Annotated in this window: 15 protein-coding genes; 1 reads left to right on the top strand and 14 read right to left on the bottom strand. The window is 63.8% G+C overall.

Features of this window, described 5'->3' with window-relative positions; translation table 11 throughout:
* Window positions 1-15 precede the first annotated feature (15 nt).
* From ARGLB_RS06535 to ARGLB_RS06595, 13 genes are all read right to left on the bottom strand, one after another.
* Window positions 16-1461 carry an NAD-dependent succinate-semialdehyde dehydrogenase gene (locus ARGLB_RS06535; RefSeq protein ID WP_003800348.1) on the bottom strand — a complete coding sequence of 482 codons (1446 nt, stop codon included), beginning with the start codon at window positions 1459-1461 and terminating at the stop codon, window positions 16-18.
* Window positions 1462-1512: 51 nt separating this feature from the next.
* Complete coding sequence (locus ARGLB_RS06540; RefSeq protein ID WP_003800350.1) at window positions 1513-2310, bottom strand: SDR family oxidoreductase; 798 nt, start codon at window positions 2308-2310, stop codon at window positions 1513-1515.
* Between the two features lie 36 nt (window positions 2311-2346).
* The gene (locus ARGLB_RS06545) at window positions 2347-3156 is read right to left on the bottom strand and encodes a maleylpyruvate isomerase family mycothiol-dependent enzyme (RefSeq protein ID WP_003800352.1); all 810 of its coding nucleotides are present in this window, start codon (window positions 3154-3156) and stop codon (window positions 2347-2349) included.
* Window positions 3153-4349 carry a CaiB/BaiF CoA transferase family protein gene (locus ARGLB_RS06550; RefSeq protein ID WP_003800354.1) on the bottom strand — a complete coding sequence of 399 codons (1197 nt, stop codon included), beginning with the start codon at window positions 4347-4349 and terminating at the stop codon, window positions 3153-3155. The genes ARGLB_RS06545 and ARGLB_RS06550 overlap by 4 nt, the downstream gene beginning before the upstream one ends.
* Window positions 4346-5344: a hotdog family protein gene (locus tag ARGLB_RS06555; RefSeq protein WP_003800355.1), complete on the bottom strand. Its 999-nt coding sequence runs from the start codon at window positions 5342-5344 to the stop codon at window positions 4346-4348. The genes ARGLB_RS06550 and ARGLB_RS06555 overlap by 4 nt, the downstream gene beginning before the upstream one ends.
* Window positions 5341-6168, bottom strand: coding sequence for an HpcH/HpaI aldolase/citrate lyase family protein (locus ARGLB_RS06560; protein WP_003800358.1), 828 nt, complete (start codon window positions 6166-6168; stop codon window positions 5341-5343). The genes ARGLB_RS06555 and ARGLB_RS06560 overlap by 4 nt, the downstream gene beginning before the upstream one ends.
* Window positions 6169-6194: 26 nt before the next feature.
* The gene (speB, locus tag ARGLB_RS06565) at window positions 6195-7196 is read right to left on the bottom strand and encodes an agmatinase (protein WP_003800360.1); all 1002 of its coding nucleotides are present in this window, start codon (window positions 7194-7196) and stop codon (window positions 6195-6197) included.
* A gap of 105 nt (window positions 7197-7301) precedes the next feature.
* Window positions 7302-8561 (bottom strand): pyridoxal phosphate-dependent aminotransferase, encoded by a 1260-nt coding sequence (locus ARGLB_RS06570; RefSeq protein WP_003800362.1) that lies wholly within the window; start codon window positions 8559-8561, stop codon window positions 7302-7304.
* On the bottom strand, window positions 8558-8848 hold the full coding sequence (locus tag ARGLB_RS23170; RefSeq protein ID WP_003800364.1) for a hypothetical protein: 291 nt from the start codon (window positions 8846-8848) through the stop codon (window positions 8558-8560). The genes ARGLB_RS06570 and ARGLB_RS23170 overlap by 4 nt, the downstream gene beginning before the upstream one ends.
* Window positions 8849-8949: 101 nt before the next feature.
* Window positions 8950-9414 (bottom strand): flavodoxin domain-containing protein, encoded by a 465-nt coding sequence (locus ARGLB_RS06580; RefSeq protein WP_003800366.1) that lies wholly within the window; start codon window positions 9412-9414, stop codon window positions 8950-8952.
* Between the two features lie 44 nt (window positions 9415-9458).
* Window positions 9459-10718: an FAD-dependent oxidoreductase gene (locus ARGLB_RS06585; protein WP_003800369.1), complete on the bottom strand. Its 1260-nt coding sequence runs from the start codon at window positions 10716-10718 to the stop codon at window positions 9459-9461.
* Complete coding sequence (locus tag ARGLB_RS06590) at window positions 10718-11185, bottom strand: HtaA domain-containing protein (protein WP_003800371.1); 468 nt, start codon at window positions 11183-11185, stop codon at window positions 10718-10720. The genes ARGLB_RS06585 and ARGLB_RS06590 overlap by 1 nt, the downstream gene beginning before the upstream one ends.
* A gap of 72 nt (window positions 11186-11257) precedes the next feature.
* Window positions 11258-12055 carry an SDR family oxidoreductase gene (locus ARGLB_RS06595; RefSeq protein WP_003800373.1) on the bottom strand — a complete coding sequence of 266 codons (798 nt, stop codon included), beginning with the start codon at window positions 12053-12055 and terminating at the stop codon, window positions 11258-11260.
* Between the two features lie 109 nt (window positions 12056-12164).
* Between ARGLB_RS06595 and ARGLB_RS22380 the strand changes: the two genes are divergently transcribed.
* Complete coding sequence (locus tag ARGLB_RS22380; RefSeq protein WP_003800376.1) at window positions 12165-12818, top strand: GntR family transcriptional regulator; 654 nt, start codon at window positions 12165-12167, stop codon at window positions 12816-12818.
* A gap of 90 nt (window positions 12819-12908) precedes the next feature.
* Here ARGLB_RS22380 and ARGLB_RS06605 read toward each other — a convergent pair whose 3' ends face one another.
* Window positions 12909-14411: an aldehyde dehydrogenase family protein gene (locus tag ARGLB_RS06605; RefSeq protein ID WP_003800378.1), complete on the bottom strand. Its 1503-nt coding sequence runs from the start codon at window positions 14409-14411 to the stop codon at window positions 12909-12911.
* Window positions 14412-14437: the final 26 nt, after the last annotated feature.

Below are 14437 nucleotides of genomic sequence, written 5' to 3' on the forward strand. Positions count from 1 at the left end.
TCCTGGAGATGTCTGTCACCACTGGACGGCGATGTATTTGGTTTCGAGGAATTCGTGGATGCCATGGTGGCCGCCTTCACGGCCGATGCCGCTTTGCTTGACCCCGCCAAAAGGTGCCGCGGGGTCGGAGAAGATGCCGGTGTTCACACCCACCATGCCGGCGTGGACACGCTCGGCGACGCGCAGCGCCCGGGCGAGGTCTGCGCTGAAAATGTAGGAGCCGAGGCCCATGTCGGTTGCGTTGGCCATGGCCACAACGTGGTCCTCATCGGTGAACCCGACGATGGGTGCGACCGGTCCGAACAGTTCGTGGTTCAGGATGTCTGCGTCCGGGGCCACATCGGTCAGCACGGTGGGGGCGAAGTAGTAGCCCGGACCGGCCGGAACGTCGGTTCCTGTGGCGCGCTTCGCCCCGGCCTGAAGGGCCGCATCGACGGCCTCCTGGAGGCCTTCGAGGGCGGCCTTGCTGGCCAGCGGGCCGACTTCGGTGCCGTCTTCGCTGCCCGGGCCCACACGGAGGGCTTCCATGGCCTGGACGAACTTGCCGGTGAATTCAGCCCGGATGTTGTCGTGGACGTAGAACCGGTTCGCTGCGGTGCAGGCCTCGGCGTTGTGGCGCATTTTGGCGGTCATGGCCGCTTCGACGGCTTTGTCCACGTCGGCGTCCTCGAACACGATGAACGGCGCGTTTCCACCCAACTCCATTCCGGTGTTCAGGATCCGGCCGCTGGCCTGGGACAGCAGCTGCCGGCCCACCTGTGTTGAACCGGTGAAGGACAGCATCTGCACGGGGCTGGAATCAATCAGGGCTGCGATGACTTCCCGGTCGCGGCGGGTCGGCACAATATTGACCGCTCCGCTGGGGACGCCGGCCTGGGTGAGCAGTTCCGCGATCCGCAGGGCGGTGAGCGGGGTCTGGTTGGACGGCTTGACCACGACGGTGCAACCGGCAGCGAGGGCGGGAGCGACCTTGCGGGTGATCATCGCGGCGGGAAGGTTCCACGGCGTGATGGCAAGGACGACGCCGACGGGCTGGGATATTTCCATGATCCTGCGGTTGCCGGTCGGGGACTCACGGAGGGAGCCTGGCAGCCGGACCGCCTCTTCACTGAACCACCGGAAGAACTCCGCTGCGTAATCGGCTTCAGCCAGGGCATCAACACGTGCCTTGCCGTTTTCGGCGACGATCAGGTCTGCGATTTCATCACGGTGTGCGGTCAGAAGCTCGAACGCTGCCCGGAGGACTTCTGCCCGTTCACGGGGTGTCCGGGTGCCCCAGGGTGCGAGGGCCTTCTGGGCCGCCTCGGCGGCTTCCAGTCCGTCGGCTACGGATGCGTTGGCGACGTCGACGATCGTCTTGCCGGTTGAAGGATCCTCGACCGGGAAGACGACGCCGTCGGACGCCGGACGGAAACTGCCGTCGATGAAGAGCCCGCTGGGGCCGGTGAAAGACTCAGTCATGGTGTGTTCCTCATTGCGCTGGTAGGTCTGCTGTTGCCGAAGTTGGGATGCTTAGGCGGGCTGGTGGTCTGAGGCCAGGTGGGGGGCCTTGTCCTGGATGGCAAGGAATGCCTCGGCGCCAAAATCGGCCACCAGGTCGGTGCCGTTGATCCAGTGCGATTCAGGTGTGGTCAGGAACCACGCGACGTTGGCGATTTCGGCCGGCGTGCCGGGGCGGCCGGACCGCTGGACGATGGGGTCCAGTTCCTCGGCGCCCATGGATTCGTAGAAGGAATCCAGCAGCGGGGTCTGGATGGGTCCGGGGCTGACCGAATTTATGCGGAAGCGGCCGAAGTACTTCTGCGCCGCCAGGATGGTCCAGGCAACGACGGCTTCCTTGGCCCGGTTGTAGGCGAGGTATCCGTCCGATTCGGACAGCTTCAGGGCTGCCAGGGCGGCATCGGCGTCGGGGGCCTGTATCAGGGAGGCCACGTCGTCCAGGTGATCCCGCCAGTACCAGCCGGAGGTCGAAGCGACGTTCACGACCGCACCCCCGGTGGTGATTTTGGGTGCTGCTTTTTCGGTCAGTTCCCGGATACCGAGGAAGTTGACGGACAATACTGTCCGGGCACCTGCGGTGCCGGCGACGCCGGCGACGTTGCACAGGATATCGATGTTGTCCGGCAGCGCGGTCACCGCGGCGGCAATGGACCCGGAGTCGGCCAGATCCACGGGGACCGTCTGGACGTCGAGGGGGGAGGGGTTGCGGTCCAGGACAATGACGGTGTCGTTGTTGTCCAAAAACTTTTGTGCCGTCGCGAGTCCGATGCCGGAGGAGCCGCCGGTGATTACTACGGTGCGTGCTGTCATGGGATTCTCCTGGGAGTTATGCCTGAGGGCGGTTGTTCAGTAGACGTGGATGTGTTGCTGGACGCGCCGGCCCAGTTCGCGGTTGCCGCGGATGGCCAGCAGGGTGGCCGTTTCGGTTGCCCCGACCCGGCCGGTACCCCAAAGGATGAAGGCATCGGCGTCGGAAATGATCGTGGCGGCTGCCGCCTCGTGCTTGTCGGTGGGCTCGGCCGTGACGGCTCCGCTAGGCGACTTGCGCAGGATCCAGGTGCCGCCGCCGTCGCCGCTAAGGAAGATGCGTACCGGTGCGGTCAGCTGTTCCGCCAGGGTCGGAGGGGACATCTGCGGCAGCCCCGCCAGCAGCCATGCGATGGATGGTTCGATGAATTCCTTGATGGGTGGCAGTTGGGGGAGGTCCAGTGGCCCGCGTGGTTCGACCAGGTCGTGCCGGAGATGGCAGTAGTGGTCGAACACCAGGGAGTCAGCCACCAGGTGGGCAGGATACTTTCCGGCGTTGTCGAAGTCGACGAGGAAGTCCCGTGTTGCCGGCGTCTGCATCTGGCGCAGGTTCGACAGCGCAACTGGCAACAGGCTCCGGTAGGTTTCAACGGTTTGTGCAGGTGTCTCGCTGCGGAAGTGCTCCACCTGCCTGTCGTTGGTTGCCTCGATGTCGCCGCTGACCGGGGACGGCAAGGAGCCAGGGTCCACGGTCTCGCGGAGGGTGGCGGTCAGGTGGATGAGCACGTCATGGACGGTCCATCCTTGGCAGGCGCTGGCGCGGTCCCAGTCGCTGTCCTGAAGCCGTGCGGCGAGATCCAGGACGAAGTCCCCCAGCCGTTCCAGCGCGTGGACCGCTTGAAGGCTCATGTCAGGGCGCCTCTCACCAGGGGCCGCAGCAGTTCTTCGTTGTGTTGGCCGAGATCAGGCACGGGGCCGGGACGTGCGGATTTGCCGTCGAAGACCAGCGGGGAGCGCGGGAGCAGCAGCGGTGCGCCGTCGTGGTGGGCGGCCCTGTGGTCTTGAAGGGGGGTGAAGAGGTTCCGGTGTGCCAGCTGGGGGCAGTTGCGGACGTCCTCGATGGTCTGGACAGCCCCTGCCGGCTGCCCGGTCTCGCGCAGCCGTGCTGTTGCTTCCTCGCGGGTGAGGTTCCCGGCGGCGGCCCATGCTTCCAGGGCGGGCACGATGAGGGTCTTCATGTTCTTGGCCCGTTTGAGCACGGTGTCCAGTTCCGGATCGTTGGCGAGCTCGGGTCGTTCCATGGCTGTGCAGCAGCGGATCCACATGTCGTCGGTGGGGATGACGATGGAGATCCAGCCGCCGTCAGCGGCGCGGAAGGCTCCGACGGGGCTGAATTCGTCGGCTCCACGGGTAGGTACGGCCCCGGTGAATTCGTGCAGGGTCAGGGGACGTTCGAGCAGGGCAGCTCCGACGTCGTACATGGCGGTGTCGACATGGCAGCCCTGCCCGGTGGTGGCGCGTCCGGTGAGTCCGGCGAGGATGCCCAGCGCACCCCAGATGCCGGCGAGCAGGTCCATGGTCGACATGGGTGCCAGTCCGGGAGGGGCGTCGGCGGAGGGGCCGATGAGACTGGACAGGCCGCTCATGGCCTGGATGACCGAGTCGAAAGCGGGCCACTTGGCGTACGGGCCGCCGGAGGCGCCGAAACCTGTGATCTCGCAGATCACCAGCCGCGGGTATTGTGCACGGAGTTCAGCGGTGCCGAAGCCCTGCCGGGCGAGGGCGCCGGGCCGCAGATTGGATACCAGGACGTCGGCCGTCTTGAGGAGCACGGAGAACTGCTCCTTGTCTTCAGGGTTCTCCAGATTCAGCGTGATCGACTTCTTGCTCCGGTTGTAGGAAGCGAAGCCGCCGCTGATGTAGTCATCGTCGGTGCCTTTGCGGGGCTCGTAGCTGCGGCGCGGATCCCCGGTGCCGGGGCGCTCGATCTTGATGACCTCGGCGCCGGCGTCGGCAAGGATGGAGGTGCAGTAGGGTCCTGCGATGTACTGCTCCAGGGACAGGACGCGGATGCCTTCGAGGAGGCGGGGGGTTTCGGTCATGGCTTTCCTTCAGACTTGGTTTCGGCGGCGGTCCACACAACGGGGACCCAGGAGAGCACGTCAACGGGCTCGGCGCCGGGCCGGTGGGCCGTGGCGGTGATGCGGTAAGCGGCGATGCTTCCGTCTTTGTGGGGCAGGCTGTCCTCAAGGACGGTGGTGAAGCTGAGCAGGTCTTCTTCGAAGACAGGTGCCAGGTGGTCGCAGGAGTGCCAGCCAAGGACGGTGGCGATCGAGGGGTCGATCCGGCTCAGGGCTGCCTGGGCGAGTCCCACGGTGTGGCCGCCGTATACCAGCCGTCGGCCCTGCTGGCCCCGGCCGGTATCCCGGTGCGCGGCGGCAAGGTTCTGGGTGATGCGGACCAGCGACTGGGCTTCGGTCACGGGTTCCCGCAAGGGGTCCTGCACCTCGGTCCCGGCCGGAGGAAGGACTGTTGTGGGGAGTCCGGCCAGGTTCCAGTCGGCGGGGGCGAGCTGAATGTACTCGCCCAGATCCAGGGTCTGTTCTGCGGCGCCCGTCTCGCCTGCTTCGGTCAGGGCCAGCCGGTGCCGGACAGGTATCAGGGCCAGGCGTTCGAAGTCGGCAATGATGTTGCCTGCTTCATCGCGTGTGGTCATCGAGAGCAGAACCTTCGCCCGGTCACCGGCGGCGTTCGGGCGGGCCAGTCTGGCTGCCTTGGGCGTGACCGTGGTCTCCAGGGTGGTTCCGACCGGCACCTGGCGTAGGATCCGGACGTGGCGGTAGAAGAGATTGGCGATGACGCGCCGGGTGGCGACGGTTGACTGACCGATGGCGACCTGGAGCACCAGGGCGGGGTTGGCCAGCACACCTGCCCCCGTGACCTGGTGCGACAGTGGCGCGCTGAGGGGCACGCGCAGCGCATCCCCGGTGATTGCCTGATACTGCGCGGCCAGGCCGTCGGTGAGCGTGATGGCCGGTGCCGCTGGCAGCGGGACGCCGAGAATGAGTTCCTCGGCGAACGGTTCGTGGATGCTCATAAGGCTGCTCCTGCCATGCGGACGGCGGCCCGGGCGCGTTCAATGACGGGGGCATCGATCATCTGGCCACGGAACCTGAAGGCGCCGTCGTGGTTCTGTCCGTTAATTTCTTCAAGGAGGTCCTGGGCCCAGTTCACGTACTCCGGTGCGGGGGCGAAGGTTTCGTTGACAGTGCTGATCTGGGACGGGTGAATGCACAGCTTTCCTGCGAACCCCAGGTCTGCTTCCCGCCTGGCCTGGGCGGAGAGTGCTGTCGGGTCGCTGAAGTCGGCGTTTGGTCCGGCGATGGCCCATTTTCCTGCAGCTGCTGCTGCGTTGATGATCCTGGACTTGGCCCACCCGGTGTCGCTCATGCGCGAGGCACCGACGGCGGCCATCGTGGCGAGGAAGTCATACTCGCCAAACATCAGACCTGCCACGCGCGGCAAGCGGGCGATCTCGGCGGCCTGCTCCAAGCCTTCTGCCGTTTCGATCATTGCGATGAGCGGGAAATCCTGGATCCTCTGCGCGGCGAGGGCTGCCGATGCCAGTGTCGCCATCGGCAGGACCAGGGGGACGTCGTGGCCGGGCCACTGCCCTACGGCGGAGGCGTCGGCGTCGAAATGCTCGGCGAAGCTGGCATTGACGCGCACCCAGACGTGCGGCCGGGCGGTGGCCGCGGATGTGATGTGAGCATGCGTCAGTTCCCGCGCTGCGGGTTTGTCCACGGGTGCGACGCCGTCCTCCCAGTCGACCATCACGGCATCGGCGCCGGAGTTGATCGATTTGTCCAGGAAGCGTTGGGATGACCCGGGCACGGACAGGACACTGCGGGCGAAAGTCATGTGCTTGTTCCTTTTCTTCTGGGTGGTTACCGGGTGCGGAAGGATGAAAGGTCCACGGCGGGGGCGATCGCCGAGAGGATCTCGTAGCCGACATGGGCGGCTGCGATGCCGGTGATGTCGGCGTGGTCGTAGGCAGGGGACACCTCGACGATGTCCCCGCCCACGATGTTGAGCGATTTCATGGACCGCAGCATGGTTAGCAGCTCCCTGCTGGTGAGTCCGCCTGATTCGGGGGTTCCCGTTCCCGGTGCGAACGCGGGGTCGAGGACGTCAATGTCGACGCTGACGTATACGGGCCGGTCGCCCACCCTGGCCTTGAGCTTTTCGATGGCCCCGGTGAGGCCTGTCAGTTCGATTTCTTCGCAGCGGACGGTGGCGAAGCCAAGGGCGCGGTCATCGTCCATGTCGCCGGGGGCGTACAGGCCGCCGCGCGTGCCGATGTGCATGCACGCCTCCTGGTCCAGCAGGCCTTCTTCCGATGCCCTGCGGAATGGTGTGCCGTGGAGTATCGGGGTGTTGAAGTAGGTGTCCCAGGTGTCCAGATGCGCGTCGAAGTGGACGACGGCGATGGGCCCGTGGACGGCGTGCAGGGCACGGAGCGTCGGGAGTGCGATGCTGTGGTCCCCGCCAAGGACCAGCAGCCGCCGGGATCGTTCCAGGACTCCCCTCATCGCCCATTCAATAGAGGTGATGGCCTCATCGATGTTGTAGGGGTTAACGCCCACATCGCCCAGATCAGCGATCTGCTGGCTCTGGAAGGGCCAGGCATCGGCCTCGGGATTGAACGGGCGAAGGAGCTTGGACGCGTTCCTGATGTGGGCCGGCCCGAACCGGGTTCCTGGCCTGTAACTGACCCCCGAATCGTACGGAACACCAACGATGGCCACGTCGAGGTCTGAGACCTCATCAGGAGCAGGCAGTGCCGCGAACGTCGCAGGGGCTGCATACCGCGGCAGGCGGGTGAAATCGGGCTGGCCGGTCACGGTGCCGGTGGTGATGCGCGGCACAACTAGGGGGGATTCGCTCATGCGGGATGCTCCGTTGCAGGGGATGGTTCTCAAACTCTTGTTATCGAATAGTAGGCAGATTCATTGGATATTTGTCAATAGTGACTTACATAGCTTGAGTTTTGATCAATCTATTGCAGTGTAGGCAGGTTTTTTGGCCTGCTGGCCGTTTCTCGTATTGGCGCGGGACTCAAGAAATGACCTGAGTCGGTGGGCTGCGTCCTCGATTTCTGTCAGCGAGGGCAGGATGGCGAACCGGAAGTAGTGGGTGCCGAACCAGTTGAAGGCGCTTCCGTGCGTGACCAGCAGCTTCTGGTCCTGGAGGAGTTCGTACGCGAAGTCCTCGTCGCTGGCAAAGGAGTACATCTGCGGATCGATCCGCACAAAGAGATAAAGGGCACCGCTGGCCCGGACGCACTCGAGTCCTGGAATGCCGTTCAGGAGTTGATGGGCCAAGTCCCGCTGAAGCCTCAGCCGTCCCTTTGGGCCGACCAGGTCGTCGATGCTCTGATATCCGCCCAGCGCCGTCTGAATCGCGTGCTGGGCCGGGACGTTCGCGCACAGGCGCAGTGAAGCAAGGAGTTCCAGCCCTTCGCGGTAGGACGAGCTGGCCGAACGCGGACCGGTGATCACCAACCAGCCGGCACGGTAGCCGGGCATGCGGTAGGCCTTTGAGAGTCCACTGAAGGTGATGCAGCAAAGATCGGGAGCGACGGCGGCAACATGAAAATGCCTACCCTCAAACAGGACTTTCTCGTAGATCTCGTCCGCGAAGATCACCAGGTCGTGCTTGCGGGCCAGATCTGCGATGCCCTTCAGGGTCTCTTCCGGGTACACCGCGCCCGTGGGGTTGTTCGGGTTGATGATGACGATCGCGCGTGTCCTGGGGGTGATTTTCCGCTCGATGTCTTCCAGACTTGGCAGCCAGTTATCGTCAGGGTCGCAGAGGTAATGCCGGGCGATGCCGTCGGCCAGGCCAACGGCGGCAGTCCACACGGGGAAGTCCGGAGTCGGGACGAGCACTTCGTCACCGTCTTCCAGCAAGGCCTGCAGGGCCATCGGAATAAGTTCACTGACGCCGTTGCCGATGAAAACGTCCTCCACCTGCACGTCCAGCAGCCCGCTGCTCTGATAGTGCTGCGCGATGGCTGTTCGGGCGGAGAACAGGCCTTTGGAGTCGCTGTAGCCCTGGGCGCGTCCAAGATTGTGGATGATGTCGTGAACGATGGGCTCAGGGACCGGGAACGCGAAAGGTGCAGGGTCGCCGAGGTTCATGTTCAGGATGCGGTGACCCAGAGCCTCCAGTTCTTTGGCCGCGCGCGGTACTCTGCCCCGCAGCTCGTAGCGGATCCCTGCAAGTTTGCTCGATTGAAGGACCTGTTTCACCCTTTCACGCCGCCTTCCTGCAGCTGCAGGGGCGCAATCCAGAGCTCGTCGCCCTCATCCTTGCTGATCAGCTGCCGGGGCTCCGGCCCTGGCTGGGCAATCCATGCGACGGACCCCCCGCCGCACACGACTTCGAGGATCCCGACCCGCACAACCCGTCCGGCCCGGGCAACAAACACCTCTCCACCCACGGCCGTGGACCACTCATCAACACGGACGAGTCGGGCCAGGAATGCGCCAGGCGGGGAAGGCGTCGTTGAAGGCATCTCGAGTACAACAGGGGACATGGAACAAAACCTCTCAATTCATGATTGTTGATCAAGAGTACCGCGCATTTCCTGAAAAATATACGTTCTTTTAGTATTTCACCTGATTTTCTTGCATGAGATTACCCGGGGTGGCTGGCAAGCCGCATGCTGCTGAGAACTTCCGCGAACCACGTGACGGCGGCTTCTCCTACGGGCTCCCAGGTGGACGCGTCGTGGCGTCCGAACTCGCCCACCCGGTGTGCGCCCAGTTCTTCGAGCTCGGCGCCGAGCTTGAGGGACCCGTGGCCGAAGGTTTCCGTGTAGAACGAGTCGCCGAGCCCAAAGATGGCGAATTTAACTCCGGTCAGGTCCGGCCGTGTTTCGCTGAGGGCGGTGTAGAACGGCAATGCCGTGTTGGGAAGTTCACCTTCTCCGTAGGTTGAGCAGATGAACACGAACAACGCCTCATCGGAAATTTTTTCCACGGTGACTTCCGCGAGATCTCGGACTTCCACGTCGTGGCCGTCGGCCAGGGAGAGGGCCAGGTCTTCTGCTGCCAGTTCACCGTTGCCGGACTCAGTGCCGAAGAGTATCGAAATTTTCACAGCTTGCTCCTTTGCTTAGGCGGCTCATCGGTCGCCGGGTTTGTCTATTTCTGAACCGTTTCGCGGGCTGTGGCGACCATCCATGCGTGGTCTGGCAGCTTCTTGCGGCTTCGGTTTCCGGGGGCGGCGGCGCGCTCAGCGGCGTCCACCCGAAGCCAGCCCGCATAATCAGTCGCGCGGTCGTGGACTGCATCCGGCAATCCCGCGTACCCGGGCTTTGCGGGCAAGGCTGCAGCGGCCAGGTATTCGAGTATTTCGGCCGCGACGGCCTTCGCGCAGTGGCGGTTTTCGGGGATGGTTCCCCGTGCGCCGCGTTTTGCCCAGCCCGTCCGGTAAAGCCCTTCGGCCAGGTAGCCGGTCTCCTGGCTGGCGCCGCGGTCTCCAATGAGGGGATCGGAGGGGTCGCAGTCAAAGCCCACCGCAGTGATTACCGATTGGGCCGGAATGGTTTGAAGCTGGCCGTCCGGGCGGCGTACTTCTACGCCTACGGCGTGGTCCATGCCGATGATCCGGGTTGTGGTGGCGTTGAAATGCAGCCGTACGCGAACCCGCGGCGTCCCGCCCGGTGTGGATGGAAGGAGGGCGGCGAGGGCGGCAGGATGTGCTTCTACCGATGTGGTTCCGTCCGCTGTGGAGTGGTCCAAGCTTGTGAATTGCACGCCAGGCGTCTTGCCCAGCTCGGCCACCATCGCGGGGTCAAAGGGGGCAGCTTCCGGTGAGGATCGGCATATCAGGTCGATGTGTGTGACAGGCGCCGCGGCGTACTCTTCAAGGGCCACGTCGTTGACGTCGCTGCCGGCGAATTCCCCGGGTGTCTTGATCAGGAACCTGACGACGTCCAGTGAAACGTTCCCGCCGCCAATGATGGCCACCGTCCTGCCAAGCGGCGGAAGCGTGGGCTTTTCCAGCGGGTGGGAGTTTGCGGTTCTGGTCAACTGACCGGCGCCGAAGACGCCCAAAAGGTTTTCTCCCGGTACCCCGACGCGTCGGTCGCGGGCCAGGCCTGTGGCGAGGACGACCACGTGGTGTGTGGCCCGCAGATCATCCAGGGTCACCACCGATCCAACGTCGATGTTTCCCGCGAAGCGCACGTTGTCCCGTTCAAAGAGGCGGGCGAATTGTGCCTGGATTGACTTGGTTCCTTGATGGTCCGGCGCGACGCCGTAGCGGACCAGGCCAAAGGGCGAGGCCAGCCGTTCAAAAATCGTGATTTCTGCGTCCGGAAGACTCCGCCGCAGTGTCTGCGCCAGATAACAGCCAGCGGGGCCGCTTCCAACGATTGCGAGGGTTGGGTTGGGCTGCATTAGGGGGTCGCCTCCTGGGGCTTCCGGTATTTGATCGTCGCCGGGGCCAGCAACCAGCCCGGCGGGTATTTGCCAAAGAACATCTCCGAACCGGCGGCGGTGAGCCGGAATCCAATGGGAGCGAGCCCGGGCGTGTGGTCCTCGATCCGGGCGGTGGCCAGCTCCAGGCGGGCACCCTGGAATACGCCATCACCCTCCACCGAGAGGCAGGCCTCACTGCCGTTGATTGTGATGCGCGGTCCCGCTATGCGCAGGGCCAGCACTCCCAGATACGCCTTGTACTCAACAGAGCCGGAAAAACACAGAGTGCCCGGCAGTGCATCTTCATTCGCGCTGAACGGAAAAAGGTACTGGCCGTCGGGATCGGCGCCGGCGCCCTCATTGAGAACGACTTCGCCGTCGCCTGCGAGGTGGCGGACGTAGTGGTCGAACCGGTCGTCTATGCGCCATCGCAAGGCTTCAATCATTGATTGAGCGAACTCCACTTTCATAGAAATACCGTATACCAAATACGGAACTCGGACAAGGCTTGAGTGTGTTCAGGAGTGGGCGGGGGACTTGAGGGCTTGCCGCAGGAGTGCACCTTCGGCTCCGCCGTCGACCACCACGTCCGTCCCGGAGATCCAGGAGGCTGCCGGCGAAATCAGAAAGGCGATTGCTGCAGCCACTTCCTCGGGCCTTCCGTGCCGGCCGGTGAATTCCTTGAGGGGATCCAGCTGGGCCGAGCCCATGCTCGCGTAGAACTCTCCCAGAAGGGGCGTCTCCACCGGCCCCGGACTTACCGACACCGTCCGTATGCCTGGGCCGAAGTGGTGGGAAACCGTCGCGCTCCACACGATTGCCGCAGCTTTGGAAACGTTGTAGGCCTCATACGCCTCGCGCCCCGCAGGGAGGAAGGGGGCGAGGGCGCGGCTTGCTTCCTCCACGGACCCCGAGCGAAGGAGGGCCTTGACGGCATCCAGCCTGGACCGCCATTCATAGCCTGCCGTTGACGCCACTGTCGCAACGCAGGCCTCCGGCCGAAGCCGGGGGGCCGCGGCTTCCGTGAACTGGCGGAGTCCGATGAAATTCACCGCCAAGGCCATTTCCGTCCCGCTTGCCCCCGAGACTCCGGCGGCGTTAACGAGGGCATCCATTTCAAATGGCAAACGCGCAACGGCGTCACGGATGGAGGCCGGCGAGGTGAGATCCATGCGCACAAAGGGCATGTCAACTGTTGGGGGATTGCGATCAAGAACGATGACCGTCGCTCCCTCGTCAAGCAATTGGTTAACAACGGCTGCGCCTATTCCCGAGGAGCCCCCGGTTATGGCGACGGTAGTGGAGTTCGCGGACATGGCGGACCTTTCTTGTAGCGAAGGTGCACGCTAATGCACCATGCGAGTATTAGGTATACGTAAATCCGGAAGACGGAAATGGCGGTAGGCTTCGTCTTGGAGGTAAGTCATGAAAAAAATCGAACTGGCCCGTGCCACGCTGGCGGACGCAGCTTATGCCCAGATTGCCGAGGGCGTTCTGACCGGGGATCTGGGGCCCGGTACGCGTTTGTTAATGGATGACTTGGCGGAGCGCCTTGGTATTAGCCGAACCCCGGTGCGGGAGGCGCTGCTGCGGCTGGAGATGGAACGAGTGATCGAACCACATGGCCGTCGCGGGTATGTGGTCCGTGAGCTCTCGGATGCTGAGCTGGACAAGCAGTACGCGGCGCGGACGGCCATCGAACCGTTTGCCCTGGCCGAAGTGGCTCGGGTTGGTGGGGAAGTCGCCCGGTATGTCCGCACTACGTTCGAAGACCTCTCCGTGGCTCCGCAGACGACGGCCATGGAAGTCTTTCTGGTCAACAAGGCGATCCATCGCGCCACGGTGGAAGCCTTGGAGAACGAGTACCTGCTGAGCATGTTCGACATGATCTGGCAGACGGGCATGGCTGCCAAGGTCTGGGGTGACATCCTCGAAAGCGGCGAGTCGCTCAATTTTGCCGAGAGCCACCGGAGCATCGTCGAAGCGGCGGAGTCGGGGGACCCGGAGTTGGCCTTCCGGGTTGCGAACGAGCACATCAGGGCCGGCCGGAGTCTGCACGCCGTTCATTTGCCAGCCTGACGGGCGATATCAAATTCCGGTTGCGGTCATGGCCGGGCGGCCACGCGTCGCGTGGGCCAGCCCGGCCATTTTTCCGGCAGGACCGTCGGTTCACACCGACAGATCGATCATCACTGCCTTTGAGCGGGTGTAAGACATCACGCTTTCGCGTCCCAGTTCCCGGCTGTTGCCTGATTTGCTGTAGCCGCCAAAGCTCTGGGCTGGGTCGAGACGCCCACTGGTGTTCACCCAAACCGTTCCGGCGTGGATCCGCCGGCTGAGCCGGAGTGCCCTGGATACGTCACGTGTCCATACCGCTGCCGAAAGATCATAGGCCGAGTCGTTGGCCATTCGCACAGCGTCTTCCTCGGACCTGAAGGGCAGGATGGAAAGTACCGGACCAAAAACTTCCTCGCGGGCGATGCGCATATCGTTGGTGACGTCGGCAAAGATGGTTGGTTCCACGAAGTAGCCGGCCCGTTCCGGCGTTCCCCCACCAGTGGTCAGTCTGGCGCCCTCCTGGCGGGCCGCCTCGATGTATTCCTTCACGGATGAATACTGACGGTCCGAAACGACGGGTCCGATATCGGTCGCTGGATCCAACGGATCACCGATCCGCAGCGCAGCGGTCTTCTGACCTATCAGCGTGACGACTTCGTCGTAGACATCCTCATGGACGAACATCCGTGTGGGCGCAACACAGACCTGCCCGGCGTTCTCCCACATTGCGTCCGCCGACCCTTTCACCGCAGCCTCAATGTCAGCATCCGGAAACACGATATTGGCGGTCTTGCCACCGAGCTCGACGCTGACTTTCTTCATGTGCCGGCTGCCGGCCTCCATGATTCCACGGCCCACCGGCGTCGAGCCTGTGAACGATATTTTGGCGACGTCTGGATGATCTACCAATGCCTGTCCCACTGACCTCCCGGGACCTGTGACGATGTTGAGGACGCCGGGGGGCAGGCCAACTGCGCGGGCAAGATCGGCCAGGTAGAGGGTGGAATAGCTGCTTACTTCCGCCGGTTTGACGACGATGGCATTGCCAGCGGCCAGTGCGGGCCCGATTTTGTGGGACGCCATGACAAGGGGGAAGTTCCAGGGAGTGATGGCTCCGCAGACACCCAGGGGTTCGAGTTGCGTAAGGCCGAGGTAGGGCTGTCGGACCGGATTTATGGATCCCTCGAGCTTGGTGGGCCACCCGCCGTAGTACCGGAAGACCGTGGCCACGGCCAGCACGTCGTCACGGGACTGGGAGATTGGTTTGCCCATGTCGAGCGTTTCCAGTTCTGCCAGCTGGTCGACATGGTCCTCGACGGCCTCGGCGAGGTCGAACAGGTACTTGGCCCTGGTGGCTGCGCTTGCGCTACCCCAGCCGGCGGAGTTTAGGGCAGCCGATGCGGCGGTGACGGCAGCGTCTACGTCCTTGCCGGAACCTGACGCTATTGTTCCCAGCACTGATTCCGTCGTGGGATCGATGGATTGGAATGTCTCGCCCTGATCGGCTTCACGGTCGGAACCGGACCCGATCCGCAGGCCTTGAGGTGTTTCAAGAAACTTCTGGGTGGCAGGTGAAATTTGACGCAGTGCCTGCGCCGGCGCTGTGGATGACATTTCTTGTTTCCTTGACGTTTGGGGTT

This window comes from Arthrobacter globiformis NBRC 12137, assembly GCF_000238915.1.
GTDB classification, from domain to species: Bacteria; Actinomycetota; Actinomycetes; order Actinomycetales; family Micrococcaceae; genus Arthrobacter; species Arthrobacter globiformis.

Coding starts and splice junctions, on each gene's coding strand:
- ARGLB_RS06535 (WP_003800348.1), bottom strand. CDS start 1,461: ATGACTGAGTCTTTCACCGGCCCCAGCGGGCTCTTCATCGACGGCAGT.
- ARGLB_RS06540 (WP_003800350.1), bottom strand. CDS start 2,310: ATGACAGCACGCACCGTAGTAATCACCGGCGGCTCCTCCGGCATCGGA.
- ARGLB_RS06545 (WP_003800352.1), bottom strand. CDS start 3,156: ATGAGCCTTCAAGCGGTCCACGCGCTGGAACGGCTGGGGGACTTCGTC.
- ARGLB_RS06550 (WP_003800354.1), bottom strand. CDS start 4,349: ATGACCGAAACCCCCCGCCTCCTCGAAGGCATCCGCGTCCTGTCCCTG.
- ARGLB_RS06555 (WP_003800355.1), bottom strand. CDS start 5,344: ATGAGCATCCACGAACCGTTCGCCGAGGAACTCATTCTCGGCGTCCCG.
- ARGLB_RS06560 (WP_003800358.1), bottom strand. CDS start 6,168: ATGACTTTCGCCCGCAGTGTCCTGTCCGTGCCCGGGTCATCCCAACGC.
- speB (WP_003800360.1), bottom strand. CDS start 7,196: ATGAGCGAATCCCCCCTAGTTGTGCCGCGCATCACCACCGGCACCGTG.
- ARGLB_RS23170 (WP_003800364.1), bottom strand. CDS start 8,848: ATGTCCCCTGTTGTACTCGAGATGCCTTCAACGACGCCTTCCCCGCCT.
- ARGLB_RS06585 (WP_003800369.1), bottom strand. CDS start 10,718: ATGCAGCCCAACCCAACCCTCGCAATCGTTGGAAGCGGCCCCGCTGGC.
- ARGLB_RS06590 (WP_003800371.1), bottom strand. CDS start 11,185: ATGATTGAAGCCTTGCGATGGCGCATAGACGACCGGTTCGACCACTAC.
- ARGLB_RS06595 (WP_003800373.1), bottom strand. CDS start 12,055: ATGTCCGCGAACTCCACTACCGTCGCCATAACCGGGGGCTCCTCGGGA.
- ARGLB_RS22380 (WP_003800376.1), top strand. CDS start 12,165: ATGAAAAAAATCGAACTGGCCCGTGCCACGCTGGCGGACGCAGCTTAT.
- ARGLB_RS06605 (WP_003800378.1), bottom strand. CDS start 14,411: ATGTCATCCACAGCGCCGGCGCAGGCACTGCGTCAAATTTCACCTGCC.